This is a genomic window from Candidatus Margulisiibacteriota bacterium (genome assembly GCA_031268855.1).
Classification (GTDB): Bacteria; Margulisbacteria; Termititenacia; order Termititenacales; family Termititenacaceae; genus Termititenax.
The window spans coordinates 1-26,523 of record JAIRWS010000021.1 but is presented as its reverse complement, the minus strand read 5'-3'; the positions used below and the strand labels follow the sequence as shown (position 1 = coordinate 26,523).

Annotated in this window: 34 protein-coding genes; 27 read left to right on the top strand and 7 right to left on the bottom strand. The window is 51.8% G+C overall.

The window, feature by feature from the left end; all coding sequences use genetic code 11:
* Position 1 precedes the first annotated feature (1 nt).
* The 8 genes from LBJ25_01380 to LBJ25_01345 all read left to right on the top strand — a co-directional run bounded on the left by LBJ25_01380 (position 2) and on the right by LBJ25_01345 (position 8,831).
* On the top strand, positions 2-805 hold the full coding sequence (locus LBJ25_01380) for an MvaI/BcnI family restriction endonuclease (protein ID MDR1452617.1): 804 nt from the start codon (positions 2-4) through the stop codon (positions 803-805).
* A gap of 70 nt (positions 806-875) precedes the next feature.
* Positions 876-2,906 (top strand): BamA/TamA family outer membrane protein, encoded by a 2,031-nt coding sequence (locus LBJ25_01375; GenBank protein MDR1452616.1) that lies wholly within the window; start codon positions 876-878, stop codon positions 2,904-2,906.
* 110 nt (positions 2,907-3,016) lie between these two features.
* Positions 3,017-3,466, top strand: coding sequence for an OmpH family outer membrane protein (locus LBJ25_01370; protein ID MDR1452615.1), 450 nt, complete (start codon positions 3,017-3,019; stop codon positions 3,464-3,466).
* Complete coding sequence (gene lpxD, locus LBJ25_01365; protein ID MDR1452614.1) at positions 3,467-4,429, top strand: UDP-3-O-(3-hydroxymyristoyl)glucosamine N-acyltransferase; 963 nt, start codon at positions 3,467-3,469, stop codon at positions 4,427-4,429.
* Positions 4,426-5,568, top strand: coding sequence for a glycosyltransferase family 4 protein (locus LBJ25_01360; GenBank protein MDR1452613.1), 1,143 nt, complete (start codon positions 4,426-4,428; stop codon positions 5,566-5,568). The genes lpxD and LBJ25_01360 overlap by 4 nt, the downstream gene beginning before the upstream one ends.
* Before the next feature lie 16 nt (positions 5,569-5,584).
* The gene (locus LBJ25_01355; protein MDR1452612.1) at positions 5,585-6,316 is read left to right on the top strand and encodes a hypothetical protein; all 732 of its coding nucleotides are present in this window, start codon (positions 5,585-5,587) and stop codon (positions 6,314-6,316) included.
* A 21-nt stretch (positions 6,317-6,337) separates the two neighbouring features.
* Positions 6,338-7,147 (top strand): UDP-3-O-acyl-N-acetylglucosamine deacetylase, encoded by an 810-nt coding sequence (gene lpxC, locus LBJ25_01350; protein ID MDR1452611.1) that lies wholly within the window; start codon positions 6,338-6,340, stop codon positions 7,145-7,147.
* Entirely contained in the window at positions 7,104-8,831 is a 1,728-nt protein-coding gene (locus LBJ25_01345) for a radical SAM protein (protein MDR1452610.1), read from the top strand. The genes lpxC and LBJ25_01345 overlap by 44 nt, the downstream gene beginning before the upstream one ends.
* A 51-nt stretch (positions 8,832-8,882) precedes the next feature.
* Here LBJ25_01345 and LBJ25_01340 read toward each other — a convergent pair whose 3' ends face one another.
* On the bottom strand, positions 8,883-9,146 hold the full coding sequence (locus tag LBJ25_01340; protein MDR1452609.1) for a helix-turn-helix domain-containing protein: 264 nt from the start codon (positions 9,144-9,146) through the stop codon (positions 8,883-8,885).
* A gap of 149 nt (positions 9,147-9,295) precedes the next feature.
* On the opposite strand from LBJ25_01340, the gene LBJ25_01335 reads away from it, so the two are divergent.
* A complete protein-coding gene (locus tag LBJ25_01335; protein MDR1452608.1) occupies positions 9,296-10,090 on the top strand; it encodes a hypothetical protein in 795 nt (264 codons plus the stop codon).
* 17 nt (positions 10,091-10,107) lie between these two features.
* Here the strand turns inward: LBJ25_01335 and trmD are convergent, their stop codons facing one another.
* The 5 genes from trmD to rpsP are packed head-to-tail and all read right to left on the bottom strand — an operon-like array spanning position 10,108 to position 12,224.
* Complete coding sequence (trmD, locus tag LBJ25_01330) at positions 10,108-10,773, bottom strand: tRNA (guanosine(37)-N1)-methyltransferase TrmD (GenBank protein MDR1452607.1); 666 nt, start codon at positions 10,771-10,773, stop codon at positions 10,108-10,110.
* Positions 10,770-11,240: a PRC-barrel domain-containing protein gene (locus LBJ25_01325; GenBank protein MDR1452606.1), complete on the bottom strand. Its 471-nt coding sequence runs from the start codon at positions 11,238-11,240 to the stop codon at positions 10,770-10,772. Before LBJ25_01325 ends, trmD begins: the two co-directional genes overlap by 4 nt.
* Before the next feature lie 21 nt (positions 11,241-11,261).
* Positions 11,262-11,684, bottom strand: a complete 423-nt coding sequence (locus tag LBJ25_01320) for a YlqD family protein (protein ID MDR1452605.1) — start codon at positions 11,682-11,684, stop codon at positions 11,262-11,264.
* A 26-nt stretch (positions 11,685-11,710) separates the two neighbouring features.
* Positions 11,711-11,956, bottom strand: a complete 246-nt coding sequence (locus LBJ25_01315) for a KH domain-containing protein (protein MDR1452604.1) — start codon at positions 11,954-11,956, stop codon at positions 11,711-11,713.
* Between the two features lie 16 nt (positions 11,957-11,972).
* Positions 11,973-12,224, bottom strand: a complete 252-nt coding sequence (rpsP, locus tag LBJ25_01310; GenBank protein MDR1452603.1) for a 30S ribosomal protein S16 — start codon at positions 12,222-12,224, stop codon at positions 11,973-11,975.
* Between the two features lie 119 nt (positions 12,225-12,343).
* Here rpsP and flgG point away from each other — a divergent pair, with 119 nt between their 5' ends.
* The 16 genes from flgG (at position 12,344) to LBJ25_01230 (ending at position 23,746) form a co-directional block, all read left to right on the top strand.
* Complete coding sequence (flgG, locus tag LBJ25_01305) at positions 12,344-13,132, top strand: flagellar basal-body rod protein FlgG (GenBank protein ID MDR1452602.1); 789 nt, start codon at positions 12,344-12,346, stop codon at positions 13,130-13,132.
* An 8-nt stretch (positions 13,133-13,140) separates the two neighbouring features.
* Positions 13,141-13,827 carry a flagellar basal body P-ring formation chaperone FlgA gene (gene flgA / locus LBJ25_01300; GenBank protein ID MDR1452601.1) on the top strand — a complete coding sequence of 229 codons (687 nt, stop codon included), beginning with the start codon at positions 13,141-13,143 and terminating at the stop codon, positions 13,825-13,827.
* An 86-nt stretch (positions 13,828-13,913) separates the two neighbouring features.
* Entirely contained in the window at positions 13,914-14,528 is a 615-nt protein-coding gene (locus LBJ25_01295) for a flagellar basal body L-ring protein FlgH (protein ID MDR1452600.1), read from the top strand.
* Positions 14,529-14,542: 14 nt separating this feature from the next.
* On the top strand, positions 14,543-15,634 hold the full coding sequence (locus LBJ25_01290) for a flagellar basal body P-ring protein FlgI (protein MDR1452599.1): 1,092 nt from the start codon (positions 14,543-14,545) through the stop codon (positions 15,632-15,634).
* Positions 15,635-16,003 (top strand): hypothetical protein, encoded by a 369-nt coding sequence (locus LBJ25_01285; protein ID MDR1452598.1) that lies wholly within the window; start codon positions 15,635-15,637, stop codon positions 16,001-16,003.
* The gene (locus LBJ25_01280; GenBank protein ID MDR1452597.1) at positions 15,984-16,799 is read left to right on the top strand and encodes a sigma-70 family RNA polymerase sigma factor; all 816 of its coding nucleotides are present in this window, start codon (positions 15,984-15,986) and stop codon (positions 16,797-16,799) included. Before LBJ25_01285 ends, LBJ25_01280 begins: the two co-directional genes overlap by 20 nt.
* Positions 16,786-17,154, top strand: coding sequence for a hypothetical protein (locus tag LBJ25_01275; protein ID MDR1452596.1), 369 nt, complete (start codon positions 16,786-16,788; stop codon positions 17,152-17,154). The genes LBJ25_01280 and LBJ25_01275 overlap by 14 nt, the downstream gene beginning before the upstream one ends.
* 12 nt (positions 17,155-17,166) lie before the next feature.
* Positions 17,167-17,661 carry a flagellar basal body rod protein FlgC gene (flgC, locus tag LBJ25_01270; GenBank protein MDR1452595.1) on the top strand — a complete coding sequence of 165 codons (495 nt, stop codon included), beginning with the start codon at positions 17,167-17,169 and terminating at the stop codon, positions 17,659-17,661.
* A 42-nt stretch (positions 17,662-17,703) separates the two neighbouring features.
* On the top strand, positions 17,704-18,018 hold the full coding sequence (locus LBJ25_01265) for a flagellar hook-basal body complex protein FliE (protein MDR1452594.1): 315 nt from the start codon (positions 17,704-17,706) through the stop codon (positions 18,016-18,018).
* A gap of 36 nt (positions 18,019-18,054) precedes the next feature.
* Positions 18,055-19,767, top strand: a complete 1,713-nt coding sequence (gene fliF / locus LBJ25_01260; GenBank protein MDR1452593.1) for a flagellar M-ring protein FliF — start codon at positions 18,055-18,057, stop codon at positions 19,765-19,767.
* 16 nt (positions 19,768-19,783) lie between these two features.
* Complete coding sequence (locus LBJ25_01255) at positions 19,784-20,272, top strand: hypothetical protein (GenBank protein MDR1452592.1); 489 nt, start codon at positions 19,784-19,786, stop codon at positions 20,270-20,272.
* A gap of 6 nt (positions 20,273-20,278) precedes the next feature.
* A complete protein-coding gene (locus LBJ25_01250) occupies positions 20,279-21,265 on the top strand; it encodes a hypothetical protein (protein MDR1452591.1) in 987 nt (328 codons plus the stop codon).
* Positions 21,266-21,268: 3 nt separating this feature from the next.
* Positions 21,269-22,585, top strand: a complete 1,317-nt coding sequence (gene fliI / locus LBJ25_01245) for a flagellar protein export ATPase FliI (GenBank protein MDR1452590.1) — start codon at positions 21,269-21,271, stop codon at positions 22,583-22,585.
* A gap of 17 nt (positions 22,586-22,602) precedes the next feature.
* Complete coding sequence (locus tag LBJ25_01240; GenBank protein ID MDR1452589.1) at positions 22,603-23,121, top strand: flagellar FliJ family protein; 519 nt, start codon at positions 22,603-22,605, stop codon at positions 23,119-23,121.
* 95 nt (positions 23,122-23,216) lie between these two features.
* On the top strand, positions 23,217-23,477 hold the full coding sequence (locus LBJ25_01235; protein MDR1452588.1) for a type II toxin-antitoxin system RelB/DinJ family antitoxin: 261 nt from the start codon (positions 23,217-23,219) through the stop codon (positions 23,475-23,477).
* Entirely contained in the window at positions 23,471-23,746 is a 276-nt protein-coding gene (locus LBJ25_01230) for a Txe/YoeB family addiction module toxin (protein ID MDR1452587.1), read from the top strand. Before LBJ25_01235 ends, LBJ25_01230 begins: the two co-directional genes overlap by 7 nt.
* A 51-nt stretch (positions 23,747-23,797) precedes the next feature.
* Here the strand turns inward: LBJ25_01230 and LBJ25_01225 are convergent, their stop codons facing one another.
* Positions 23,798-24,121 (bottom strand): helix-turn-helix domain-containing protein, encoded by a 324-nt coding sequence (locus LBJ25_01225; GenBank protein MDR1452586.1) that lies wholly within the window; start codon positions 24,119-24,121, stop codon positions 23,798-23,800.
* Between the two features lie 615 nt (positions 24,122-24,736).
* On the opposite strand from LBJ25_01225, the gene LBJ25_01220 reads away from it, so the two are divergent.
* Both LBJ25_01220 and LBJ25_01215 read left to right on the top strand, forming a co-directional pair.
* The gene (locus tag LBJ25_01220; GenBank protein MDR1452585.1) at positions 24,737-25,162 is read left to right on the top strand and encodes a hypothetical protein; all 426 of its coding nucleotides are present in this window, start codon (positions 24,737-24,739) and stop codon (positions 25,160-25,162) included.
* A 628-nt stretch (positions 25,163-25,790) separates the two neighbouring features.
* Positions 25,791-26,078 carry a hypothetical protein gene (locus LBJ25_01215; protein ID MDR1452584.1) on the top strand — a complete coding sequence of 96 codons (288 nt, stop codon included), beginning with the start codon at positions 25,791-25,793 and terminating at the stop codon, positions 26,076-26,078.
* Positions 26,079-26,523 lie beyond the last annotated feature (445 nt).

Sequence of the window (26,523 nt, the reverse complement as noted above, 5' to 3'; positions counted from 1 at the left end):
TATGCCAAGCAATAAGCTAAAAATTTATACTAAACCGGAACTTATTGAAAAGTTAAAAGAAATTTCCGCTCTTGGTTTTGTGCAAAACAAACGACAAGGAAGCGCGGGTGGTGTTGGAAATACTCTTGAAGACCTGCTGGGTATTGAAGAAAATAATCTGCCTATTCCAAATGCCGCAGAATGGGAGTTAAAAGCGCAAAGAAAAAATACCACTGCATTAACTACGTTGTTTCATATTGAGCCTTCTCCACGCGCAATTCGCTTTGTGCCGCAAATGCTTTTGCCAAAATATGGTTGGAAACATCAAAATGCTGGCAAAAAATATCCTGTCAATGAGAAAAGCTTTCGACAAACTATACAGGGACAGTCAAGAAGTGATCGCGGCTTCAAAGTTGTTGTTGATTGCGAAAACAAGAAAGTTTTGATTTCTTTTGACGCTAATAGTGTTGATGTGCAACAACACAAAGAATGGCTGAATAGTGTCAAAAGAAATATAGGCTTGACTGAATTAGACCCACAACCATATTGGGGTTTTGACGATTTGGCACATAAAGCGGGAACAAAATTGCATAACGCTTTTTATGTGCAGGCTGATGTAAAAACTGAGCAAGGTATCGAATTCTATCATTACAATAAAATAATGATGCTGCAAAAATTTAACTTTGCCGGCTTTCTGAAAGCATTGGAAGCCGCGAATGTGTTTGTGGATTTTGATGCGCGAACTGGTCATAATCACGGGACAAAATTTCGCCTGAAACAAAATGCTCTGCCGATGTTATATGAAAAACAGACAGTAATTTTATAACGGTAATATTCTGCCGATGGTCTTCCAGATATATGACAGATTTCCTCAAACACGTTATTATTCTCCCCGCGTGAAAAAACTGCCTTCTATGTTATTGTTGTTCTGCCTGCTGGCCGCTGCTGGCGCGCTGGAGCTGGACACCGCGCCGCGTTTTTCCGCGCCAGTGACACCGGCCCTGCGCGAATTGACTTTGTCTCCCGCCGAAAACGAGGAGACAGCGGGTTATTCTTTCGAGCTGGACAGCATGTATGCGCCCGGACAGGTTGTAACTTTCAACGTCCAGAAGACCCGCGCGGATTTGAATATTTCCACCGTTACCGTGGAATTACTCGGGCAGCGCGGTGAATTGCGCGAGTATGAAAAAGACAGCTGGACTGGCTACTTTGCGCTGCCTGCGGAGCTGGACGAAGGCGCGCTGCCGGTAACGCTCTCCCTGCGCGGGCAGGACTACGCGGCTGACGAGCAGGCCGAAATAAATATTGTTTATCCGATCAGTGAAATTATTTTAAGAAGCCAGACTACCGCGTCCCCCTCGCCGACCCTGAATGTCGCTATCTCGGAAACAATTTTGCTGCAAGTCGGTGATTTTTATTCGGCCATGCGCGCGGAAGTCAACAGACAGCGGATTTTGGATCTGGGTTTTTTTGAAAAAGTAGAAGTTGAGCGGACAGTGCGGGACTGGAAAAGCCAGGTGATCTTTTCTTTTTGGGAAAACCCGGAGCTGAAAAAGATCCGCGTGACCGGCAACCGCGCGCTTTCCGAAGCGGAGATCCTGGCGGTCATGGAATTAAAGGCCGGTGAGATCCTGGCGACGCGCCAGCTGCAAAGAGACATGCTGGCGGTGGAAAAATTTTACAGCGACAAAGAATATACCTTTGCGCGCATCGTCTCGATCGAGCGTCCGGACAAAAACAACGATTACACGCTGACTCTGCGGATTTCCGAAGGCGAACTCGGCGCTGTCCGTGTGCGGGGCAACGATGTGACCCAGACCAACGTTATCCTGCGCGAGACGGAGCTAAAATCCGGCGATATTTTCAATGCCGCTGTGCTGCGCGATGATTTCCGCAGCATTTACAATCTCAATTATTTTTCTCAGTTAATACCCGATGTGCGCGTCAATGAAGAGACCGGCCGGATCGATCTGGATTGGAGAGTGGAAGAAAAGAAAACCAGCTCGATAAATTTTGGCGGCGGCTACGGACAGGTGCAGGGCTGGTTTGGTTTTGCCGATCTCCTGCTGGACAATATTATGGGCTCCGGCCAGTCCCTGTTATTGAAAGCGTCTTTTGGCGAAAAACTGACTTCTTATCAGATCCGTTACCATAACCCGTGGATGTGGGACAACAAAACTTCTTTTACCGGCAAGCTGTGGTCGACTTACGGCTACAATTATCTCTCGGCCCAGCGCGAGCTGCGCAACGGCTGGTCAACCGCGGTCGGTTTCCGCAAGACGAAATACATCAGCGAGACATACAGTTTCCGTTACGAGGACGTTTTCAATATTGACGACCGCACGCAGGATTATCAAGACCGCGCGGTGGGTTACAGCATTGCTTATGATTCGCGCGACCAGTGGATGAACCCGACCACCGGTCAGTATGCGGTTTTTTCCATGGATCATTCCGCCAAGCTGCTGGGCGGCAACATCAATGCTTCGCGGTACTCCGCGCAGTACAATCATTTTCACCCGCTGGCCGAGAAGCAGGTGCTGGCTTTCCGCACGATGTATGATTATCAGCTGGGCGATATTTTCCCGGCCGAGCAATACTATGTGGGCAGCGACAGCACGGTGCGCGGCTATCAATCGATTTTTGCCAAGGGCAATGAACGCATTGTTTTCAATCTGGAATACCGCTACGTTTTTACAGAGATGTTTGTCGGCGCGTTGTTTTACGATATCGGACAGGCGTTGTATCCGGTCTACGATCCGCTGGATACCGAACGCGATTTTACCAACCGTGTTGGCTGGGGTTCAGCGCAGGGTTTTGGCGTGCGCATCATCACGCCGATGGGGCCGATCCGCCTCGACTATGGCTGGCCTGATCACCATGAATTTGCCGATGGTTTCTTGAGTTTCAATATGGGCAATACTTTCTGAACAAGCACGCGAAGCGCGGGAACAAAATAGTCTTTTGCCTGGTATAATATAATGAAACGTTTTTAGTTTTATGCTAAAATGAATAAGTATATTTTTAGAGGAGTAGAAACATGAAATCAGCAAAAATAATTTTAAGTTTGGCGGTCTTGGCGAGCGTTTCGCTGGCGGCCACGGTCGGCTATATTGATGTGAAGCAGGTTTTTGAGGGTTACGGCAAAACGAAAACCGTGCAGGATGATCTGAATAATAAAATGAAAGACTACGAAAAACTGCGTAACAAACACGCGCAAAAATTAACCGAAGCCAAAATCGACGGCAAGACGGAAAAAGAGCTGGAAAAACTGCAGGAAGACATGAAAAAAGAACTCGGCCCCAAAGAAGCGGAGATCCAGATGATCAATGACGAGCAAATGGCCAAAATCCGCAAGGATATTATCGCCGCGGTCGACACTATTTCCAAAGAAGTCGGTATCGATGTGGTGGTGGACAAACAGGTGATTATTTCCGGCGGCATGGATTTGACCGAACAGGTGGTCACCCGCCTGAATAAGAAAAAATAAATGCTGACCGCGCGAGCGCTCGCTGAAAAGATCGGCGGTCAGTTGTTCGGCCAAGATCTTCCTTTGCGGTTTTTAGTGGAAGCGGCGGACTGCGCCAGAGCGGAGTCGGTTTGTCTTGGTCTAGCGCGTAAAACTCTCGCCAAATTGCAGGATAAAAAACCAAATTGTTTGATTCTCAATCAAGACCGGCCGGAATTTTCCTGCCCCAAGATCATCACGGCCAAAGGCAAAGAAGTTTTGATCGAGCTGCTCAATATTTTTTATCCCGCGTCGGAAAAGACCGGAGTCGCGGAAAGAGCTTTTGTTGATCCGACGGCGGTAATTGGCCGGAATGTGACGATCTATCCGCAGGCTTTTGTCGGCAAAAATGCGGTCATCGGCGACAATACGATATTATACGCGGGCGCGGTGGTGTATGCGGACTGCGTCATTGGCAAAAATTGCATTATTCACGCCAACGCTGTGATCGGCGCCGACGGTTTTGGCTATATACAGGACGAAAATGGTCGGCATATCAAAGTGCCGCAAAAAGGCAAAGTGATCATTGAGGACGAGGTGGAGATCGGCGCGAACACCTGTATTGACCGCGCGACTATTGCGGCGACTGTCATTGGGCAGGGCACAAAGATCGACAACAAAGCGCATATCGCCCATAATGTGCGGATCGGCAAGAACTGTATTCTGGCTGGCGCGACCAATGTGGCCGGCAGTTCGACGCTCGGTGACAATGTGGTGCTGGCCGGTAACGCGGGCGTGGGCGACAATATCAGCATTGGCAGCAATACGGTGATCTTTGCCTCGACGTCGGTGCTGACCGACATTCCGCCCAATTCCAAGATCTACGGCACGCCGACCGCTGATGATTACGGTCCGGCCATGCGCCGCCGCGCGCTGTACAATAAGCTGCCGGAAATATACGACAGGCTGAAAGCGCTGGAAGGGAAACAGCAGGAATGGGAATGAAGATTCATTTATATACGGAATCCTTTAAACCATATCTGAGCGGCGTGACGGTTTCGGTGGACACTTATGCCCGCGGTCTGGCCGCGCTTGGCCACGAAGTGACCGTATTTGCGCCGTGGTATCCCGGTTTTCAAGACGATAGCGTTTACCGCGTGGTGCGTTTCCCGTCGCTGGGCACGCGGCTGTACCCGGGCTTCCGGCTAGCCTGGCCGTTCAAACGCGGTTTTGGCCGGTGGCTGCGCGCCAATAAACCGGACATTATTCATTCCCATTCGCCGTATCAGCTGGGCTATCTGGCGCGGCATATCGCCCGCAAAATGAAAATCCCGTTCGTTTATCATTTTCACACGCTGTTCACGGATTATCTGCATTTTGTGCCGCTGCCGCGTTTTATCAGCCGACCGGTTTTGATCGGCATTATTAAAAATTTTTGCCGCCGCTGCGATCTGATTATCACGCCGACCGCGATAGTCAAAAATATTTTACAGCAGGAATACGGTGTCCGGCAGCGCATCGAAGCGCTGCCGACCGGCGTGGACGACGCGGCTGTGCAAAGAGCCGACCCGCGGGGCATTCGTGAAAAATACGGCATAGCGCCGGACGCGCCGCTGTTGATGTACTGCGGCCGTTTGTCCAAAGAAAAAAATATAGAGTTTCTCTTGAGAGCGTTCCAGAAAATTTCCGCGCAGGCGCCGGCGGCGCGTTTGATGATCGTGGCGTTTGGTCCGCTGGAAGCCGCGCTCCGGAAACTGGCAGCTGAGCTGCAGATCTCTGACGGGGTTATCTTTACCGGCCGCGTGGAGCGCGCGCGGGTGTATGATTATCTCAAAGCGGGCGATCTTTTTGTCTGCGCCAGCAAGACCGAAACACAGGGGCTGGTGATCTCCGAAGCCAAAGCCTGCGGCCGGCCGGCTGTGGCGATCGATGCCCGCGGCGTGTCCCAGATGATCGAAAACGGCATCGACGGTTATTTAGTTCCCGACGATCTAGAGGTGTTCAGCCAAAAGGTTGTTGCTTTGTTGCGGACGCCGGCGGAATTGCGGCGTTTGGCTGGCGGCGCGGAACAGAATGCCAAAAAATCTTTCTTAAATTCGGCTATTACCAAAAAGCTGGAAATATTATATAATAGCCTAAGGTAGGCGCGAGGGGGGTTCCATGAAGAAACTTTTATTTTGCGTGGTATTCTTTCCGGCGCTGATCTGGGCTAGCGGGCGCACGCTGACCGGTTCCAGCGGTTATATTATGGTGCCCAACGCCGAGGCTTTGCGTTATCAGGAGTGGAATATGGGACTTTCCGCTTTTTCCGCGGGGGCTTCGTCCGCTTACACCGAACCGGCTTACTGGCGGTACAATATCGGTTTGGGCTGGTCGGAATGGCTGGAACTGACTTTTGGCGGACGCAGCGAACGCGAAGGCCTTTTTAGCAATGCCAAATGGTACGGCGCGATGCGGGACGATGATGATCCGATGCTGGTGGCTTTTGGCTGGGAAAATCTTTCCTCAAAAGGGACTTATACTTTTCGGGAATATCCCAGCGTGTTTATGGTGATAACCAAAAAATTCGTGGGCGGACATTCAATAAGCATGGGCGCTGCTGGCCGCTACATTGAGCCGGAAAAAGAACTGCGGGCTTCGCTGCTGGCCGGCGGCGAGTTGTTTACCAGCGAAGAAGTTTCCTGGGTGGCGGACGCGCTGGCTTATGAGGACAATAAATACAACGCCAATTTTGGCCTGCGTATTTACACAACCAACAAAATGTACTTCAGCCTGATGGCGGTCAATCTGGTGCGCAATTCCTCCAAAGTTGACATAGATGGTGACGGCAATGACGACGAGGCGCATCCTTTTTGCGGCGTGTTGACGATGACGATCAACGGAATTTTGTAGTGTTGCTGTTATAATTGCGGCATGAGACAAAAAACGCTGGCGCGGCAGATCGTTTTCAACGGTTACGGCATTCACACGGCTAGATTTGCGGAAGTTATTATTTCGCCGCTCAAGGCGGACAGCGGTTTGATTTTTCGCAGTTCAACACTGACCAGCAAATATTTTTATCCCAATGTGCGCGGAGATGAGCGCGGCACCGCGGTGATTTTTTCTGACGGCAGTTCGGTGCAGACGGTGGAGCATTTGGTTTCCGCTTTGGCGGGCTTAGGTGTGGATAACGCGCTGATCGAGATCGACGGCATTGAAGCGCCGATCAAAGACGGCTCGGCTAAATTTATAGCCGAACAGATCCTGGCCGCTGGTCTGCGGGAACAGGATAAGCCCAGGCGTCTTTTGCGGATCGCCGGCCCCCAAAAATTAGTTGCCGAAGGAAAGTTTATTTTGGCGCTGCCCGCCGAAAATTTCAAAGTGAATTTTTTGCTGGATTACGACAATCCGCAGGCGCAGACAGACCTGGGCAGCTTTGATCTGGCGCGGGACGATTACATGCGGTATATCGCGCCGGCGCGGACATATGGTTTTCAGGAAGAGCTGGAGTGGCTGCTGGCGCGGAACAAAGCGCAGGGCGCGTCGCTGCAGAACGCCGTCGTGATTTCCGCCCGGGGTTTTTCCACGGCTTTGCGTTTCCCCGATGAATTAGTCCGGCATAAAATTTTGGATTTTATCGGCGATATCGCGGCGGCGGGCGCGTTGCCGCAGGCGGAATTTTTTGTCTATAAGTCCGGGCATGTTTTCAATCACAGATTTGTCCGTGAAGTGCTGGCGGCCTGACATGCCAGACCTGCGGGAATTGAAAAAAACGCTGCGGACAGTGCGCAACCCGGCGCAGTATATCGGCCAGGAAGAAAACTCTATACAAAAAAAAGATTTTGCGGTTTCCTGCTGCCTTTGTTATCCCGACAAATACGAGATCGGCATGTCCAATCTGGGTTTGAATATTTTGTATTTTCGCGGCAACGCTTTGCCGGAAGCCGCGGTGGAGCGCGCTTTTTTGCCGGAAGACGATATGCTGGCAGCCCTGCAGGAAAAAAACTGGCCGTTGTTTGCGCTGGAGTCGCGGCGGCCGGTTAAAGATTTTGACGCGGTGGGTTTTTCGTTGCAGCACGAACTGACCTACACTAATCTGCTTTTGTTCTTAGACCGCGCGCGGATCCCTTTGCTGGCCAGAGAACGCGGCGAGGACAGCCCCCTGATTTTTGCCGGCGGCCCCTGCGCTTTCAATCCCGAGCCGCTGGCGGATTTTTTGGATGTCGTGCTGGTCGGCGAAGGCGAGGAGCTGTTCGAGGATTTTTTGCGCGCGCTGGCCAGGCCGGATTTTAAAAAGCTGCCGCGTCCGGCCAAGCTGGAATATCTGGCCGCTCTGCCGCGCCCCGGCATTTATCTTCCCGCGCTGCGCAATCAGACGACGAAAAATTATATTAGAGATTTGCGCCAATTAAACAATCCGGTCAAGACGATAATTCCCTATATCGACACGGTGCACAATCGCCTGGTTTTAGAGATCATGCGCGGCTGTCTGCACGGCTGCCGTTTTTGTCAGGCGGGTTTTACCTGGCGGCCTTTGCGTCCGCGTCCGCTCGAGGCTGTTTTGCGCGACGCGGAGACCGGCCTGTCCGCAAGCGGCTATGCGGAAATTTCCCTGTTGTCGCTGACGGCGACGGACTATCCGCAGATCGAGGAGCTGGTCTGTGCGCTCAATCAAAAATACGCCGCGCAAAAAATAAATATTTCTCTGCCGTCTCTGCGCACGGAGAGTATTTCCGCGCGCCTGCTGGCCGAGACCCAAAAAGTCCGCCGCAGCACCGTGACTATCGCGCCGGAAGCCGGCACGCAGCGGCTGCGCGATATTATTCATAAAGAAATGACCGAGGAAAATATTTTGCAGGCCGCGCGCATCGCCGTCGGCAGCGGCATCCGTTCTTTGAAGCTGTATTTTATTCTCGGCCTGCCCGGCGAAACTGACGTCGATGTGCTGGCCATACCGGAGCTGGCGGAGAAGATCCTGAATGAAAATAAGCAGACTAGAAATTTTACCCTGACGATCAGCGCGTCTAATTTTGTGCCTAAAGCGCATACGCCTTTTCAGTGGGCGGCGGTAGATCCGCCGGAGGAAATTAAACGCAAACAAAGTTTAATTAAACAAAATCTCCATTCCCGCCGCGTGCAATTCCGCTATCATCGGGCGGAGTCCTCGGCGATCGAAGCGGTCTTGAGCCGCTCTGGCCGCGAAACTGGCGCGGTTATTTTGGCGGCGTACCGTTTGGGCTGCTGTTACGATGCCTGGCAGGAGCATTTCAAATACGATCTCTGGCTGCAGGCTTTGGCGCAATGCGGATATAAGCTGGAATATTTTTTGCGGGCGATAGATATCGATAAGGAATTGCCCTGGGATAATATCCGCACACTCGTACCGAAAAGTTATTTGCGAAAAGAGTATGAGCGGGCTGTGGGATAATATTTTTTAAGGGCAATACGGATATGCTCTAGCATTGACCGTAAAACAATATTATAGTCTGGATTTATAAGTTTCTACTTTTTGAAAAAACTCCGCCAGCGAAACGCCGAGCGCCTGCGTGATGGAATGCAACACCGAAACCGTAAAACTATATTTTGCTGTTTCCACTTCCTGTAAATATTTGTAAGAAATACCGGCTAGATCGGCCAATTCTTCCAGCGTTAAATTTTTTTGTTCCCGCAATTGCCGGATTTTAATACCGATCTTGCGCAGAAAAGCAACATTGGGTTTGTGGTGGGCATTTGCTCTGGCCATAAGGGATTCCTTTGCTTAAAAACAGTGTATTGACAACATATAACGTATATGTTATAATTTCCCAATAACGTATACGTTATAAAGAAGCCGTGCCGGATTGTTGGGCGGAGATTTATAAAGACACTATAAAGAACAAAGGGGGATTTTGTATGACTAGAATTTTGCAGCCTAAAATAGCCAAAGGCGAGCCGATGCTGGCGGACGATATTTTGCATTTAACTTTTTTTCCGATAGGCGCGATACTGATGTATGACGGAAATAGCTGGGCGGATAATGTTACGCTCAAGGGCTGGTACAGGTGCGACGCTGCCAACGCCGCCGCTGGACTGACGCCGGATTTGACGGACAAATTTATCATGGGCGCCGCTGTTAAAGGAAGCGCCGGCGGCAGCAACAGCCTTACGTTAACCACGAGCAACTTGCCGGCGCACAGCCATCAATTGTCCGGCTTGAGCGCTGACATGGCGTCAGGGCACACGCATAGTTATTCAGGATCATCAGGCGGTGGCACAACCCACGCGCACGGTTTATCCGCTGTCAGCGTGTCCGACGAATACCACAGTCATACATTTACCGGCACGGCTGCTTCCGGGTACATACCCATTGGTGATGCGGCTGAGCTGACAAGTGTAGGTGGTATGGGTGATGTGTTTTCTTCACAAGCTGGTATTACGTGGGGACTTACGACTGGTGGTAATGGCAGGGGTATAAAATTTTCTATGACACCGTCCGGCACGATAGACAGCGTGGGACACAAGCATACGCTGGCCGGTGATACAGCCGGTGAAGGCTCGCATACACATTACTATTCAGGGACTACAGGGGGCGACGGCGCTCACACGCATAATATTTCCGGCGGCAGTGTGGGCGATACCGGCTCCGGCACGGCTTTTGACAACCGGCCGAGTTATTACACGCTGATCTATATCCGTAAATGCGCGTAGTTGGGCTTTCGAGTTGTTTACAGTTCTGGCCGGACTTTTTTTCTTTTTTCTTCCGCCATTTTTTGGCGCCACGCGGCGATGGCTTGGTGATTGCCATTGAGCAGGACGTCAGGGGCTTTTAGGCCGCGAAAATCCGCCGGCCGCGTATAATGCGGGTAATCAAAAGACGCGCCGTCGTAAAAAGTTTCGTTGATGACGGACTCCTCTTTGCCGACCACGCCGGGGATCATCCGCGCGATGCTGTCCAGCATGACCAGCGCGGGCAGTTCCCCGCCGGTCAGGACATAATCGCCGATGGAAATCTCGTCCGTAATCAGCGGCATGACCCGCTCGTCAACGCCCTCGTAGCGGCCGCAGATGATGGTGATATTTTTCTCAGCGGCCATTTCCCGCGCGAGTTTTTGCGTCCAAGGCTGTCCCTGCGGGCTGGTCAGGATCACGCGGCGTTTTTTGGGGAGTTTCAGCGCGGCGAGGCAGTCATAGATCGGCTGCGCCAGCATGACCATGCCCGGCCCGCCGCCGAAAGGCTCGTCATCCGTCTTGCGGTGTTTGTCCGCGGCAAAATCACGGATATTCACGACCTTGATTTGCAGCAGTTTTTTTTTCCGCGCCCGCCCGATGATCGACGCGCCGCAGTACGGCTCGATGACTTCGGGAAATATCGTTAATATATTGAACTTCATGCGGGGTATTCTGCCAAATTTTTCAAATCCACCTTGATTATAGCAGAAATCTCTTTAACAAAAACCGGAATAAGCGGAACTAAAATTTCTTTGCGGATGCTTCGACTTCGCTCAGCGTCCGCCATGATTACCAGCACGTCATGCGCTGGAGTTTGGATTATCTCCGCCGCCGTGCCAACGAATTGGTCGTTTTGGTCGTAGACTTTTTTTTGTAAGATGTCTTCATCTAAAACAATATCGTCCGGCGGCCTGACGGCAATTTCGGCTTTTTGGCCGCGCAATTTTTCGGCGGTGTTCAGCGAGTTTACTTCGGCCAGGGACAGCAGAATATTGGTTTTATGCGGCCGCGCCGCCCGCAAAGCATATTCCTGCCCGCCAATAAAAATTTTGGCGATTTTAGAAAAATCAAAATTGCGATACCGGCAGTTGAGCTTCAGCTCGCCTTTGATGCCGTGCGCGCCGACAATAACGCCAAGAAAATAAATACTCTAGGCTCCCCGGATTTCCTGGATCACGCCGTCTTTTAGCAGCACTTCGATGCCGCCGAGTTTCTTGTAAAGATTGTCACCGGCCTTGACTGTCGTGATGCCCTGCACCGTGCCCTGCAAAAACTCCGAGCCGATTTTCAGCTCTTGGGCTTCGGCGATCTTTTTCTCAATATCGGCTTTGGCCAGTGTGGCCTGCTGCTTGTCCATATTGATCTGCTGAACTATCGCGGACACCTGCTTGACGGTTTTCTCGCCCTGTTTTTTGAGATTTTCGACCAGCCGTTTGCCCTGCGTTTCCATATTGGCCAGCTGCGCGTCCATATTCTTGATCGATTTTTCCAGTTCGCCCACCAGATATTTTTTGAATTCTTCCGTAACAGTAACCTTGATTACTACATTTCTCTGCAGTGTAAGCTCTGCCATAAAACTCCCTCCTTTTTGGCTGGCCGTTATTCCGGCTTGTCTTTGGTCACGATCTCCACCGTAACCTTTTTATTCTGCTTCGCGCCGGCGGCTTTGACCACGGTGCGGATCGCGTTGGCGATGCGGCCTTCTTTGCCGATGATCTTGCCCACATCTTCAGGCGCGACCGAGATCTCGATGACCGTTATGCTGTTGCCGCTGGTCTCGGACACATTTACCTGCTCTTGATTGTCAACCAGTGCTTTGACCAACAATTCCACTAAATTATTCATTGTTTAAATCTCCTCTTTATTTTAGGGCAATATTGGCTTTTTGCAAGAGCTTGGCCACGCGCTCCGAAGGCAGCGCGCCTTTCTGCCGCCAGGCTTGCAATTTTTCGACATCAACTTGAAAAGCCGCCGGTTTGACCGCCGGATTATAAAAACCCAGATTATCCAGGTATTCGCCGGAGCTCAGAGATTTCCGGCTGTCAACGGCGATCACGCGGTAATAAGGCTGATGTTTTTTGCCCATGCGTTTTAACTTAATTTTTACAGACACAAATTCACCTCCAAAAATCGGAACGCTATTATAAACAAAATTTGCGGGTTTGGCTATACTGAACATTTTGTGCTACAATTATCAGGATTTGTTTTTATAAAAGGGGTAGGGGGTTTTCGATGTTTAGACAATTCCACATTGCGGCGACGGGTATGAGCGCCATGGAAAAAGATTTGATTACGATCACCAACAATGTTTCCAACGTGAAAACGACTGGTTTCAAAAAAGCGCGGGTGGAATTAGAAACGCTTTTCCCCGAGATACTCGAAGAGGCTATCCGCGATACGGAGACCTCTTACGAAAAAGGTCTGGTCGAACTGGGTTCGGGTGTGCGCGTGGTCGGCACGCCCAAAGATTTTTCGTCCGGCACGATCGAGGTAACCAATGGTTCGCTCGACATCGCCATTGAGGGCGAGGGTCTGCTGAAGTTCCGTATGCCGGACGGCTCGGTCGCTTACTCGCGCGCCGGCAATCTGCACAAAGACTCTGACGGCCGGATCGTCAATATCAGCGGCTATCCTATGGAGCCGGAGATCCGGGTGCCGGACACCACCACCAATGTTTTGATCACCACCGCTGGCGCGGTGTACGTGCAGGAAAATAATCAGATCGAGCAGACCCAGATCGGCCAGATCGAAATGGTAAAATTTATCAATCCGGCGTCGCTCAAGAGTATCGGCGGCAACATGTACGCGGCGACCGCGTCTTCCGGCATTGCTCTGGATGGCATGCCTGAAGATGAGGGCTTCGGCCAGATCGCCCAGTTCTCGCTGGAGAGCAGCAATGTGGACATTGTTTCGGAAATGATGCAAATGGTCATCACGCAGCGTTCGTTTGACATTATCTCCAAAGCGATCCAGTCCGGCGAGGCCATGCTTAACAGCGCGATCGAGATAGCCCGCGGCTAATCTGCCGAATGTTTTTTAAAAAAACCTGGCCGGCGGTTTTTTTGGCTGCCGGACTTTTTGCCGCGGAGCTGCCGCCGGCCGAGCTGCTGGCGCTGGGTTTGCGGGAGATGCAGACGCTGCCGCGTTTTACCGGCAAAGAAGTTTCGCTCAATTTTACCAGAACGCCTCCGGTTATTTCTGTGGAGACCGCTAATTATACGATCCGGGCGGAAATACGGGCGGCCGCGCCGTCGATGTATATCAAGTATTCGGTGTTGGCCGGGGAAAAGCTGCTCAAAGCTTTCCGCGTTAAATACGACGCCGCGGTCTGGGCGGATGTCTATTATGCTGATCGGCATTTGGTCAAAGGCGAAGAGGTCGCGGCTGAGGATTTTTATCTGCGGCGCACGGATATTTTGAAATACTCGCATTATTTGGTGGAAAACGGCGCGTCCTGGAACGCGCGCGTTATGACCACCGGTCTGCGTCCTGACGAGCCGCTCTTTGCCTGGATGCTGAGCATCAAGCAATTGGTAAATTCCGGTGACATAGTAGCGCTTTCGGTGAGCAGCGGCAGCGTAACTATTAAGACCGCCGCGAAAGCTTTGCAGCACGGTCTTTTGGGCGATAAGATCATGGTGCAGGTGCAGAATGATAAAAAACGTGTTCTGCAGGCGGAAATTACCGGTAGCGGCGAATGTCAGATTATTCTTTAAAAATTATGGTTTGATAATCCTGGAGCGCTATATTATAATTGATTATATAGGGGTTAAAGTTAAAATTTAATTAAAGGGCGGGGAAAATGCGAAAATATTTTGGGGTGTGCCTGGGGGTTCTCCTGCTGGTGTGCGTTAGTTTTGCCGCGTCGCTGTGGAGCGCGGATTCCAAATCACCGCTGGCGAGAGCTTCCAAATTTGCGGTGGGCGACACTATTACGATCGTGATCGAGGAAAGTTTATCCGCCGCGCAATCCGGCACAACACGCACCAACAAAGGCTCGGACACTACTTTCAGTCTATCCAACAGCCTGCAAGACAATCGGACTCCGGTCAGCGGCCTCGCCAGCAAAAGCGCGGGAGATACGCGCTTAAATACGCTCTTTAACGGCCGCAGTAATTATACCGGCACCGGAAGCACCCAGCGTTCGACTTCGCTGAAAACAACGATCACCGCGACGGTCGTCGACGTGCAGCCCAACGGCAATCTTTTTGTGTTGGGACAGCGCTCGATCCGCGTCAATGAAGAGGTGGAGACTGTCGAGGTTTCCGGCATTGTGAACACCGCCAAACTTTCTGACGATAACTCGATCAGCTCTACACAGATCGCCAATGCCAAGATCACGATCCGCGGCGCTGGCTCGGTGTCCACGCCGCAGCAGCCCGGCATTCTTTCCTCGATGTTTAGCTGGTTGTTTTGACGCAAGGGGGCGCGATGCGGAGATATTTACTGCTGATAATTTTGATTTGTCTGGCCGTGGCGGAATCGCCGGCCGTGCGCATTAAAGACATCGCTGTGATTTCTGGCATGCGTGCCAATCAACTCATGGGCGTGGGGCTGGTGGCTGGCTTGAAAGGCACCGGCGACAATGGCTCCAGCGTGACCGACAAAGCCCTGACCAATCTGCTGGTCAATATGGGCGTGACCAATCGACAGGATCTATACCGCAGTAAAAATATCGCGGTGGTCATGGTCACCGCTGAGCTGCCGGCTTTTGTGAAACCCGGGCAAAAGATCGACGTTTTTGTTTCGTCGATCGGCGACGCGACATCGCTACGCGACGGCAATCTGCTGATGACGCCGCTCAAAGGCGCTGACGATCAGGTCTACGCGGTGGCGCAGGGGCCGATAATTTTAGGTGGCCGCATGTCCACGGGTTCCAATCGTAACGAAACGGTTTGCAAAGTTGTGGAAGGCGCGATCGTTGAGCAGACTGTGCCGATGGAGATCGCCGGCAAAAGCGGCATCGCGCTCAACTTAAATAAAGCGGATTTCAGCACGGCCATGCGGGTCGCCGAAGCTCTGGATCGGGCGGGTTATTCCGGTTCACGCGCCATAGACCCGTCGACGGTGGAGATACCGATCGAGGCGGAAGATCGTGAGGATCTGGTGCCGTTCATTGCGCGGGTGCAGGATTTTATGGTTGTGCCTGACGCGGTGGCCAAAGTGGTCATCAATCAGCGCACCGGCACGGTGGTCATCGGCGAAAATGTGCGTCTGGCGCCGGTGGCAATCTCACACGGCGATGTGGAAATACGCATCGAGGGCGGGGAAGAAAACGCTGAAGGCGAAAATCTGGATGACGCGCTGCTGGCCATGGATCAAGCCGCGGCCGGCGGCAGCCCGCTTGCGCCGCAGCAACAGCCGGAGAAGATCATCAAATTGGTGCAGCTGCGGGAGGGCTCCACTTTGAGCAGCTTGGTCAAGGCGCTGAACTCCGTCGGCACTTCACCGCAGGATTTGATCGCTATTTTGCAGGGGCTGAAGACCGCTGGCGCGCTGGCGGCAGAGATAGAGGTTATTTAAGTGCGGCAGAAACTTGGTTTTTTACTGCTGCTGGCGCTGGTTTGGGCGGCGCCTGGCGTTGTGCCGGTCAATCCGGCGGAGTTTATGAGCGATATTGTCGTTCAAGAAGGTATGCGCCGTCAGCCGACGGACAATGCGGGGCGGCAAATGGCTTTCCGGCAAATGCTGCTGGAAGAAGTTTTTTTGCGCGACATGTTTGGTAATGAAAGCAGCATTTATAAACCGGAAAAAGATGACGAGGATAGTTTGGTTTTGAGCGGCTTGTCGAGTATTTACGGCGATTATACGCGCAAAGAGCTGGCGGCTTATTTGGCCGAGCAGGGCTTTTTGCAGGAAGGTCTGGAAAATAATGGCAGTCAAGCGCGTTAATCCTAATCCGCCGAAAAAGCTCAAAACGCTGGAAAAAAAACCGCTGCCGGTAAACGTGCACATGCATTTGTACAAGGCAGAAGAAGCTCCAGAAGATAATGTGGATTTTAAAAATAAAGATTCGGTGATAACGGTGTTCACGCCGCTGGTGCAGATCATCGCCGCTAACATCACTACCGCGGGCAAGCTACCGCCCAATATTCATTTTGACGATTTGATGAGTTACGGCACGAGCGGCTTAATCAAAGCCTGGGAAAATTTTGACAAGACCAAAAATGTGAAATTTAAAGTGTACGCTTCCTACCGGATCCGCGGTGAGATGCTGGACAAAATCCGCAAAGAATGGAAATACCAAAATCCGGGCGGCTATAAATCGGTCAGCCGTGTCGAGGCCAAAGTGGCCCAAGCGGCGCTCGATACCAAGAGCACAAACACGGGCGGCGAAGAGGAAAATATTAAAAATATCGCGGCTAATTCATCGGTGGCTTACCTGCTGTCTTTTGAAGACACGCAGTCAGCGGGTGACGGCGTGGCGGACAACGGTTTGCAGCTGGAAGAAGCGGTGACCAGCCAGATCGATTTTGCCGAAGAAAAAAAAGCGCTCTGGGACGCGGTCAAGACCCTGGCCGAAGACGAAAAAAAAATCATCAAGATGTTTTATATCGACGACTGCCTGCAAAAAGAGATCGCCGACGAACTGGGGTATTCCAAAAGCAAAATCAGCCGTATTCACTCACAGGTTTTAAGCAAGCTGCGTTTGCGTATTCAGAGGAAATTAAATTATGATCGCGGTTAAGAAAATTATTTTGGCCAGCCTGTTCTTGAGCGCGGCCCTGCCGGCGGCAGTGGAAAATATTTTGTTCGACGAAGTGACCATACGTCTGGAACGGGATATTCAGGAAGCGACGCGGCAGCAGGGAATCATCGCGCACAATGTGGCCAATGCGGAAGTTGAGGGTTTTAAGCCGATCCGTTTTAAAGAGGAGTTAAAAGCCTTGCAGGAAAAACCCGGCGGCGTGTCGGCTGACCGCGTGATTGTGGAGGAGGAAATGGTCAAAATGGCCAAGAATCGAATGCGGCATCAAACGCTGCTGAAGCTGTATACAATGAAAACTTCGACGGTCAAAACGGTTTTAAGCCAGGGTAAATAAAAGGAGGGTCTTATGCGAAAAATTTTTGGCGCGGCGGCGCTGGTCTGGCTGGCCTGGTGTTTCGGCGCGGCGGTCGGGCTGGAGAACGCTCTGGATATCAGCGCTTCGGGGGCCATCGCCCAGCGCACCAAGGCGCAGGTTACCGCGGAAAACATCGCCAATATGGACACGACTAAAACCGCCGATGGACTGCCTTACCGCCGCAAAGTGGTGATCCTGCGCCCGGCGGAAAATTTCAAAACGCGCGGCCGCGCCGGGCAGCCAGTGATGAACGGCGTGCAGGTGGTCTCGGTCGGGCCGGAGAAAAACGCCGAGAAAAAATTTCGGCGCGTCTATCAGCCCGATCATCCCGATGCTGACGAAAGTGGTTTTGTCCTGTATCCTAACGTGAATATTACCGAGGAGCTGATCCAGCTGTCAGAGATTAGCGGGGCGTTTGAAAATAACGTGGTGGTTTTTAACAACACCAAAGCGATGATGCAGGCCAGTTTGGAGCTGGCGCAGTAGCGCCGAGAATTAAAAAACAATAAAAACAAGGAGGAAAAATTTATGGCGGAAGGAATACCGGCGATCGGCGGTTTAAATCCGGTGCAGACCGGTGCGAATACGATAGTGGCTCCGGTCAATGTGCAGAACACTTCGCCGTTTCAGGTCATGTTGGATGCGGCGATCGGCGGGCTGCAGGATGTGAGCGCGGCGGAAGAAAAAGCCAATGCTTACATCACGCAGTATTCACTGGGGCGCGTCAGCATGGAGGAAGCGTTGATCGAAGTGCAAAAAATGACTATGGCCGTGCAAATGGCGACAACCGTGGTCAATCAGGTGGTGTCAACCTTTAAAGAGATCGAGCAAATACCGGTTTAAGCAGATATTTTTTTAAGAAAGGAGAAATAAAACCCTGTGGGCGAGCAGATAGGAGCGGGCGCTAAAGCCGGCGGCAATAGAACGATTTTTATCATTATCGGTGTTGTGGTGATCGCCGCGCTGGCGATTTTATTTTTCCTTTACCGTCCGTCGCTGGCCGGCAATCTCAAGATCGGCGGCTCTCTGCCCGGTTTTCAGCAAAAAAAAGAGCCGGCCGGTTATTCGGTGTTGTTTAAAAACCTCGATTATGCGGAAGCGGCGCTGATCGTGGATTCGCTGAAAACGCAGGGCGTGAAAGATTACCGGCTGGAGGACGACGGCCGCACGATCCTCGTGCCGACCAAAAGACGCACGGATATAGTTTTGACTATCGCCCAGGAGGGCATTATGCCCAACGGCGGCGCGGTGGGCTTCGAGATTTTTGACAAAGGCAGTGCGCTGGGCGCGTCGGAGTTTGATCAAAACGTGAAATTTTCCCGCGCGATCAGCGGTGAAATGGCGCGCAGCGTGGCGCGGATCAACGGCATCGAAGAAGCGCGGGTGATCGTGGTCATACCGGCCAAACAGCTTTTCTCCACCGTGCAAAATCCGGTGCAGGCTTCGGTGCTGGTCAAAATTGTTGAGGGCGAGCTGCTTTCCCCGGCGCAGGTGCAGGCGGTGATCGCTTTGGTTTCCGCTTCGGTGGAAGGCCTGCAAAAAGAAAATATTACGGTGGTGGATTACAACGGCCGGGTTTTGAGCTCCGAGGAGTATGCCAAAGATTATGACCGGTTGGCGGCGATGCTGGCTTTGCAAAAGTCACAGGCTAGCGCGCGAGGCGTCAGCACGGCGGCCTTGCTGAATTCTTCCGATATACCGCTGGATCCTTCCGCCCCTGTCGGCGACGAGAGTTCGGTTTTTGAAATGTATTACAATATCGACAACAGCAAGATGAATAAACAGCAGAGAGATTCAGTTAGAGGGCTGCGGGTGCAAACCAATGCCAGCGCGGAAGAAATTTACGCGGCCAAAATGAAATTCAAAGAACGCTACGAAAATCTGCTGGAACGCAATGTCAAACAAATGGCCGATCAGTTTTTCCCGAAAAAAGCCACAGCGGTCAAAGTTAATGTCGAGCTGAATGACCAGCCCTTTAGCAGGACAACGCCAAATTCCATGATCGCGCGGATTACCAGCATGATCCTGCTGGACCAGAACGACAAAGATGTGATCTTAACTCCAGAAGTGCGCGAGGCTTTCATGAAATCAATTGCCGCGGCGACGAGCTATATCAAAGGACGTGACCGCATCGATCTGCGCTGGTCGCCCAATGTTAATGTGCGTAACAGAGGCAATTTGTTTGGCGGCTTGGGCGGTCAGTCTGGCAAAACAGAAACCGCTGTCAAAGAAACCACCAGGACACCCACGCCGCCAGCGGAGAAAAATAAACCGGAGATAGACCTGTCTAAATTACAGACCAAACCAAAAAGTTTTTGGACGTGGAGTAATATAGCGTATTTAGGCTGTGGACTTTTCGGCCTCTTGGTTTTGATCCTGGTCTTGCGCCCGAGGCGTACTAACAAAGTTACGGCGGAAAAAGGCGGCAAAAAAAGTTCTGTTTTTGATGAGCCCGCGGAAGACAAAGAAGGCTTTGCGGATCTGGCCGCGCCGTCGACGGATGCGATCCGCGAGCTGGCCGCGCAGAGTCCGGATAAAGTCGCGGCAGTTCTGGAAAAGTGGTTCCAGGAAGACGCCGTGCCGCAGAAATAGATGAGGAGATTTTGAAATGGTGGCGATGCAGTTAAAAGGCCGTGAAAAAGCGTTGATTTTTCTTTCCGCGCTGGGCGACGAGGTGTCCCGCAAAGTGCTGGATTGTCTGCCGGAGAGCATCGCGCTCAAGATCACGCGGGAGTTAAATAATTTTAAGAAACCTTCGCCGGAAGCGGTGGCTTTTGTGCTCAAAGAATTAACACGCTTTGCCCTGACTCAGCCGCCCGAGGCGCCGAAACTCAAAGAACCGGAGCCGGATCCGCTTGACACAGCGAGCGAAATTGGCCGCAAGCCGCTGCCGGAGCTGGTGGCTTTGCTACAAAATGAACTGCCGCAGACCGCCGCTTTTGTTTTGAGTTATCTGAGCGCCGGCCGGCAGAAAGACTATTATGAAATGCTCTCACCCGGCCGCCGCAGCGAGATCAAACAATGCGCGGTCGAGAAGCTGCCATGGTCGGACAGCTTGTTTGCTATACTTAATGAACAGGTCAAAGCTCGGGGGTAGAGGTTTATGCCGCTGTTAAAAAAACATACTTTGCGTTTAGGTGAACGGCTGGTGCATATGGGACTGCCGGAGGCTGCCGGAATTGAGGAATTAAAATTAAGCGAGACGCCGAATATCTCGCCGGTCGAGGTGTATGTGGAGCCGGCCGAGCCGCTGGTCAGCGACGAAGAACGCGAGCAAATGATCCAAAATATTTTACAGGAAGGCCGGACGCAGGCGGACGCCGTCGCCGGGGAGATCAAACAAAAAGCCGAAGCAGAAGCGCGGCAGATTATCGACGCCGCGGAGCACAAAGCCAGAGAGCTGCTGGAAAAAGAAATTGCCAAAGGTGTGGAAGAGGGCAGACAAAAAATTTATGAACAGCTCAAAGGACATATCGTCGAAGCGCAAAATGTGGTGAAGCAGGCCAACGCGCAGAAAAATACGATCGTCAAATCCGCGGTGCCGGAAATCATGCGTTTATCCACACGCATTGCCGCGCAGGTTGTCCGCAATGAGCTGGCGCAGAGTCAGAATATTGTGATGGACATAGTCAAGGACGCTATTGAAAAAATTTCTGATAATGAACAGGTGGTTATCAAAGTAGCGGCGCAGGATTTGCAGGCCGTGCGCAATGAAAAAGAATTGATCATCGATCTGGTCGAGGCCAAGAATTTGAGCATTGTGCCCGACAAGCATTGCGCGGAAGGCGGCTGCGTGATCGAAACCAAATTAGGTTTTATCGATGCCAAAGTGGTCACGAAACTGGACATGATCCAGACCGCGCTGCTGGGTGTTTATCAGGAAGAAAAAACCAAGCGCGAAACGGCGGTAAAAGAGGCGGTGGAGCGCGGTGAAGAGATCGACGTGGCCGCCGAGGAACAAAAAGAAATCGCGGAGCTGATGCAGGTGACTTCGCTGGAGGAGATCCGCGAGCAGGAAAAGAAAATGCTGGAAGAGCAGCAGGAAAAAGCCAAAGCAGAAGGCGGCCTGGAAAAAGCGCCGGAGCTCTAAACTATGGTCGTCAAAGATTTAACCAAATATTTGCAGGCGATCGACAATACCGAGCACGTCAAAGTGATCGGCAAGGTTTTACAGGCGGTCGGCCTGGTGATCGAGGCGCAGGTTACCGGCGTGGCCAATGGCGAACTCTGCACGATTTTTTTGGAGGGCGAAGACCCGCATCCGGTTTACGCGGAGGTTACCGGCTTCAAGGGCGACAATGTGCTGTTGATGCCGCTGGGTCTGACCACTGGTATTGCGCCGGGCTGCAAGATCGTGCCGACCGGCCACCCGCTGCGCGTCGGCGTGGGCAATCAACTGCTGGGGCGCGTGCTGGACGGTCTGGGTCGGCCGATGGACGGCAAAGGCGCGATTGTGACGGACATGTTTTACCCATTTGACCATGATCCACCGGACGCGACCAAACGGCCGCGCATCAAAGATTATTTGGCGACCAGCGTCAAAGCTTTTGACGGTTTGTTGACGCTCGGCCAGGGACAGCGTATCGGTATTTTTGCCGGCTCTGGCGTGGGCAAATCAACGCTGATGGGTATGCTGGCGCGTGGCACGGAAGCGGATATCAACGTGATCGCGCTGGTTGGCGAGCGCGGCCGCGAAGTGCGCGATTTTATTGAGCAGTCGCTGGGTGAAGAGGGTTTGCGCAAATCTGTGGTGGTCTGCGCGACCTCGGATCAGCCGCCGATGATCCGCTTAAAGGGCGCGATGGCCGGCACCGCGATCGCCGAGTATTTCCGCGATCAGGGCAAAAAAGTTCTATTCATGATGGACTCTGTGACGCGTTTTGCCATGGCGCAGCGTGAGATCGGCCTGGCTGTCGGCGAGCCGCCTACCACCAAGGGCTACACGCCGTCGGTATTTGCGATGATCCCGCGCCTGATGGAGCGTGCCGGCACTTCGGAAAAGGGTTCGATCACGGCGATTTACACTGTGCTGGTGGACGGCGGCGACATGGATGAGCCGATTGCGGACTGCGCGCGTAGCGTGCTGGACGGCCACGTTGTCCTCTCGCGCGATCTGGCCGCTAAAAATCATTATCCCTGCATTGAGATCGGCCCGAGCGTCAGCCGGCTGATGTCGGAAATCTGCACGCCGGAGCATAAAGCCGCCGCTGGCAAGCTGCGCGAGGTGCTGGCGCGTTACACCGAAGCCGAGGATCTCATCAATATCGGCGCCTATGTCAAAGGCAGCAATCCAAAGATCGACAACGCGATCGAAAAGATCGACGCGGTGAATGAATTTTTATGCCAGGCCACGGATGAAAAATTTGATTTTGATGAAACCGTGGCGCGGCTGGAAAATATTTTTGCGTAAAATCTGCGGGGGCCGCTATGAAAAAAGCAAAAAAATCCAATAAGTTTCAATATAATCTCCGGACAGTTTTAAAAGTCCGCGAGATTTACGAGAAATTAGAAAAAGAAAAATTTGCCGAAGCCCAGCGCAAATATTTGGAAGAATTAGAACGTGAAAAGAAAATGAAGGATTATGAAATGCAGCAGCAGCGCACGCTGAAAAGCGGTCTGCAGGGCAATATTAATTTTGCCAGCATTATGCACCGCCAAAATTTTCTCAAAAAATATAAGATCGACGTAAATGAACAGGAAAACAAAACCAAAGAGGCCGATCAGCGCAAAGAAGAACAGCGCGAGCGTCTGGTGAAATCCATGAAAGACCGCAAGATTTTGGAAAAAGACCGCGAGCACAAAAAGCAGGCCTGGAAACGTTTAATGGACCGCGAGGCCACCAAATTTTTGGACGAAATTTCCACGGCGAAATATTTTCGGACTATGGAAGAAAAATCGAAGGAAGAAAAACTCAAAGAAGAGCGTTTGCGGGCCGGACTGCGGTAAATATGGTTGAAGCGCAGGGGCTTTACAAATAGCTGGCATATTTGCAGTAAATGTGTTACAATATTCATACATAATTATAGTAAAAGGAGCGCAAAATGGCTACAATCAGTGTCAGAGTTGACGATACAGTTAAAGAAAAAGCGCAAAAGATATTTGAAAATATTGGATTATCTGTGGCTTCGGCGACGAATTTGTTTTACCACCAGGTGGTCAACTACGGAAAAATTCCATTTGAACCGATTGCCCAAAATGACACGGACTATCTGCAAAATATTCCGCAAATGGAACAGTCGATAATTAAAGGATTGAGCACGCCCAAGAAAAAACTTTTTAAAGAGAGCAAGCTCAAATGGTAGAAACTGCTGTCTGGGAACTGCTTTTCACCAAGCAGGCGCTCAAAGACGCGCAGTATCTTAGCAGGGCAGGATTGAAAGGCGGCGGACAGAAATTACTTGATGTCTTGCGTGCCAACCCATTTCAAAGTCCGCCGCCTTATGAGAAGCTGAGTGGTAATCTTGACGGAGCGTATTCGCGGAGAATAAATTTAAAACATCGGTTAGTTTATTCCGTGCATACAAAAGAGCATTATGTCCGTGTTATCAGAATGTGGTCGCATTACGAATAGAGCACAAACAAAACGGCGCTGTCTTGGCCTGCCGGACTGCGGTAGGGTTTTCTAATATTTTTGCAAAACTTTCTGTGTGGCGACGGTCACTTTTTTGAGCAAATCTTTTTTAAGCGTTTCCGGCAAAAACGAAAAATCCCGCGCTGTTTTGTGACGCGGCACATACGGCTGATCCGCAAAAAGCAGCTGCGGCTGGATTTGCAGCGCCGCGGCGATCTTTTCGATCATCTCTATTGAGGGGAAGCGGCGGCCGATCTCGATCTCGCCGATATAGCTGGGCGCGGTATTGCAATGAAAGGCTAATTGCATTTGAGATAGACCGGATGCCCTGCGAATTCTACGTAAATTAGCAATGAATATTTGCTTTAAGCCCATGCGATTGTATATATACTTATAGCCAATGACTTGACTATTAGCAAATAGACACTATAATATCAGTATTGGCTATTTGCTGATATAACAAACAAGGGGGTATGTTTATGGCGCGTTACAAATACCGGACACCGGACAGTACGGCAGAGGAACCGTTGACAGGGGCGGGCGCAACACCGACAACCAATGTGGGGCTGGCGGACACGGCTGAAAAGAAACAAAAAAACTATTTATCCAACAAAGAGGCTTACGCGGCGGATTATAATCAGACTCTGGCCAATCTCAAAAAAGAACAGACGCGCCGCGGCGTGACACAAACCACACTGATCGCTGTTGAAGCCGAAAAATCCCGTATAGAAGCAAGTCAGCTCACTAATTTGCGGACAGCCACGCAGGGGCTGGTTAATTATAACGGCAGCAATACTTTCCCCTGGGGCGAGAATATAACTGCTCTGTCCACGAAACTCAGAGCCAGCCATCTCGAAGAAGTCAGGCAAGTTGTCGATGACAGCCTGAATAATGCGCGATGCAGCGGAGGTTGCAGCTCAACATGCGGCAGAGAATGCGGCACTGGCTGCGCGGCTAATGTGTGCGTGCTCGATTGCGGCGCCGCCTGTGATGGCGGCTGCAGCTCGAGTTGTGCCGTCGGCTGTGGTAGTAAGTGTGCTGGCGGCTGCGGCGCGGCCTGTAAAGTTGGCTGCGGCAATGCCTGTGCTGGCGGCTGCGGCGCGGCCTGTAAACTTGACTGCGGCAATGCCTGTGCTGGCGGCTGGAGTGTGGCTTGTAAAGTTGGCTGCGGCAACGCTTGTGCTGGCGGCTGTAGCACGGCCTGTAAAGTTGGCTGCGGTAATGCCTGTGCTGGCGGCTGTAGTGTGGCTTGTAGAGTTAACTGCGGCAATGCCTGTGCTGACGGCTGCGGCAACGCTTGTGGTAGTGGTTGTGGAACAAGTTGTGCAGGAAATTGTGGAAGCAATTATTGTGCTACCACCTGTTCTGGGGAGTGTAATGGTATATGTGGAGGCAGCGGGAGAAATGATGGGATAGCGTTTCATTGTGAAGATTGTGAAAATTCATGTGGAAATGGCTGTAGAGGGAATTGTAATCAATGTAGCGGTAGATGTACTATAGGATGTAATAACGCTTGCGATGGCGGTTGTGGCGCTGCCTGTGAGAGCGGCTGCGGTGGCGCATGTAGTGGCGGGTGTAGAGCGGCCTGTTCACTTGACTGCGGCGACGCATGCGCTGGCGGGTGCAGTGAGGCCTGTTCAATTGACTGCGGTAGCGATTGTGCTGGCGGGTGTAGCGCGGCCTGTTCGAAAGACTGCGGCGACGCATGTGCTGGTGGGTGTAGCACGGACTGTCAAATTGCCTGCGGCGGCGCATGTAATGGCGAGTGCGGCGGGGTCTGTTCGATCGGCTGCGGCAACGCATGTGATGGCGGATGCAGCGCGGCGTGTTCCGCCAATAATTGCGGCGGCAATTGCGTTATCGGCTGTTCTCAACTATGCGATGAGGTCTGTAAGTCAGATTGCAGTACAAATTGCCTGAACAATTGCTATGACGGCTGCGTCAGCAGCTGCTACAACGGCTGCGCGGAGACGAGCAGATATGAGCCAAATCCAGCGGGCAATACCAAAGACACTAAAGCCAACCGCGCGGCAGGGACATAGATATGAGAACTCTTGCCCTGCTGACCAAAGACGACATCCGCGATCTGGAAGTCGCCAGCAATAAAGTCCTTTGCGCACGCCAAGCTATGCGCCCCGGCGCCGTGCCGGCATACGCTCCGCTTCAGGCCAGAGATAAATTTTTCCGTGAAGCGATCTTTGCGTCTGCGGACGCGGAGTATTTGCAAAACAGTTTCTGGCGGGAACTGGCGCGGCGATTTGGCTTGAGTGATGGTGATAGCGGAAAACTGTATGTGGATTTTAATACGAAAGAGTTGCTTATGAACGAGTAGGGGGTTGAAGCGGTAAAACGTTAAGCGCGGTGAATATTTTGCAGAGCGGATATTTTGGCGTTCGATCAGCGTTCAGCGTTGTTATGTCTGCTGGCGCGGACACCCCACTGTCTAAAATTTGCTTGGAGCAAGCAAATTTAAGACATCTCCCCTTGTAAAGGGGAGAAAACCAGTAAAGTACGCGACGTTATGAGCAAGGGAAGGTGAATTGTAAAGAAATCAGCGCGGTGAGTATTCCTGGCGCGGCGGGAAAGATGTTTGGCACAACAGGAGAGGCGTTATGGTGGACGAGTTCCACTCCTTTCGATCCACTTTGGTTGCGCTCGGTAGAAAGCAACAAAAGCGCATAGCCTGTAGACTGAGGGGGTTTGGTAAATCACGGTGTAGTACGCTGGAGGCGAACAGAAAGATTGTAAGTTAACCGTGCCAGAGCTTTTGCGGTTAA

Bases quoted from the DNA above. Each gene is read 5' to 3' on its own strand.
- flgC (MDR1452595.1), top strand. From the start codon at position 17,167: ATGCGAAAAATTTTTGGCGCGGCGGCGCTGGTCTGGCTGGCCTGGTGT.
- LBJ25_01275 (MDR1452596.1), top strand. From the start codon at position 16,786: ATGATCGCGGTTAAGAAAATTATTTTGGCCAGCCTGTTCTTGAGCGCG.
- LBJ25_01290 (MDR1452599.1), top strand. From the start codon at position 14,543: ATGCGGAGATATTTACTGCTGATAATTTTGATTTGTCTGGCCGTGGCG.
- LBJ25_01295 (MDR1452600.1), top strand. From the start codon at position 13,914: ATGCGAAAATATTTTGGGGTGTGCCTGGGGGTTCTCCTGCTGGTGTGC.
- fliI (MDR1452590.1), top strand. From the start codon at position 21,269: ATGGTCGTCAAAGATTTAACCAAATATTTGCAGGCGATCGACAATACC.
- LBJ25_01220 (MDR1452585.1), top strand. From the start codon at position 24,737: ATGGCGGCTGCAGCTCGAGTTGTGCCGTCGGCTGTGGTAGTAAGTGTG.
- LBJ25_01235 (MDR1452588.1), top strand. From the start codon at position 23,217: ATGGCTACAATCAGTGTCAGAGTTGACGATACAGTTAAAGAAAAAGCG.
- LBJ25_01225 (MDR1452586.1), bottom strand. From the start codon at position 24,121: ATGGGCTTAAAGCAAATATTCATTGCTAATTTACGTAGAATTCGCAGG.
- LBJ25_01345 (MDR1452610.1), top strand. From the start codon at position 7,104: ATGTTTTCAATCACAGATTTGTCCGTGAAGTGCTGGCGGCCTGACATG.
- LBJ25_01250 (MDR1452591.1), top strand. From the start codon at position 20,279: ATGCCGCTGTTAAAAAAACATACTTTGCGTTTAGGTGAACGGCTGGTG.
- LBJ25_01355 (MDR1452612.1), top strand. From the start codon at position 5,585: ATGAAGAAACTTTTATTTTGCGTGGTATTCTTTCCGGCGCTGATCTGG.
- LBJ25_01340 (MDR1452609.1), bottom strand. From the start codon at position 9,146: ATGGCCAGAGCAAATGCCCACCACAAACCCAATGTTGCTTTTCTGCGC.
- lpxD (MDR1452614.1), top strand. From the start codon at position 3,467: ATGCTGACCGCGCGAGCGCTCGCTGAAAAGATCGGCGGTCAGTTGTTC.
- LBJ25_01360 (MDR1452613.1), top strand. From the start codon at position 4,426: ATGAAGATTCATTTATATACGGAATCCTTTAAACCATATCTGAGCGGC.
- LBJ25_01320 (MDR1452605.1), bottom strand. From the start codon at position 11,684: ATGGCAGAGCTTACACTGCAGAGAAATGTAGTAATCAAGGTTACTGTT.
- LBJ25_01335 (MDR1452608.1), top strand. From the start codon at position 9,296: ATGACTAGAATTTTGCAGCCTAAAATAGCCAAAGGCGAGCCGATGCTG.
- LBJ25_01265 (MDR1452594.1), top strand. From the start codon at position 17,704: ATGGCGGAAGGAATACCGGCGATCGGCGGTTTAAATCCGGTGCAGACC.
- LBJ25_01255 (MDR1452592.1), top strand. From the start codon at position 19,784: ATGGTGGCGATGCAGTTAAAAGGCCGTGAAAAAGCGTTGATTTTTCTT.
- flgA (MDR1452601.1), top strand. From the start codon at position 13,141: ATGTTTTTTAAAAAAACCTGGCCGGCGGTTTTTTTGGCTGCCGGACTT.
- LBJ25_01240 (MDR1452589.1), top strand. From the start codon at position 22,603: ATGAAAAAAGCAAAAAAATCCAATAAGTTTCAATATAATCTCCGGACA.
- LBJ25_01280 (MDR1452597.1), top strand. From the start codon at position 15,984: ATGGCAGTCAAGCGCGTTAATCCTAATCCGCCGAAAAAGCTCAAAACG.
- LBJ25_01315 (MDR1452604.1), bottom strand. From the start codon at position 11,956: ATGAATAATTTAGTGGAATTGTTGGTCAAAGCACTGGTTGACAATCAA.
- LBJ25_01230 (MDR1452587.1), top strand. From the start codon at position 23,471: ATGGTAGAAACTGCTGTCTGGGAACTGCTTTTCACCAAGCAGGCGCTC.
- LBJ25_01370 (MDR1452615.1), top strand. From the start codon at position 3,017: ATGAAATCAGCAAAAATAATTTTAAGTTTGGCGGTCTTGGCGAGCGTT.
- trmD (MDR1452607.1), bottom strand. From the start codon at position 10,773: ATGAAGTTCAATATATTAACGATATTTCCCGAAGTCATCGAGCCGTAC.
- LBJ25_01215 (MDR1452584.1), top strand. From the start codon at position 25,791: ATGAGAACTCTTGCCCTGCTGACCAAAGACGACATCCGCGATCTGGAA.
- flgG (MDR1452602.1), top strand. From the start codon at position 12,344: ATGTTTAGACAATTCCACATTGCGGCGACGGGTATGAGCGCCATGGAA.
- lpxC (MDR1452611.1), top strand. From the start codon at position 6,338: ATGAGACAAAAAACGCTGGCGCGGCAGATCGTTTTCAACGGTTACGGC.
- LBJ25_01380 (MDR1452617.1), top strand. From the start codon at position 2: ATGCCAAGCAATAAGCTAAAAATTTATACTAAACCGGAACTTATTGAA.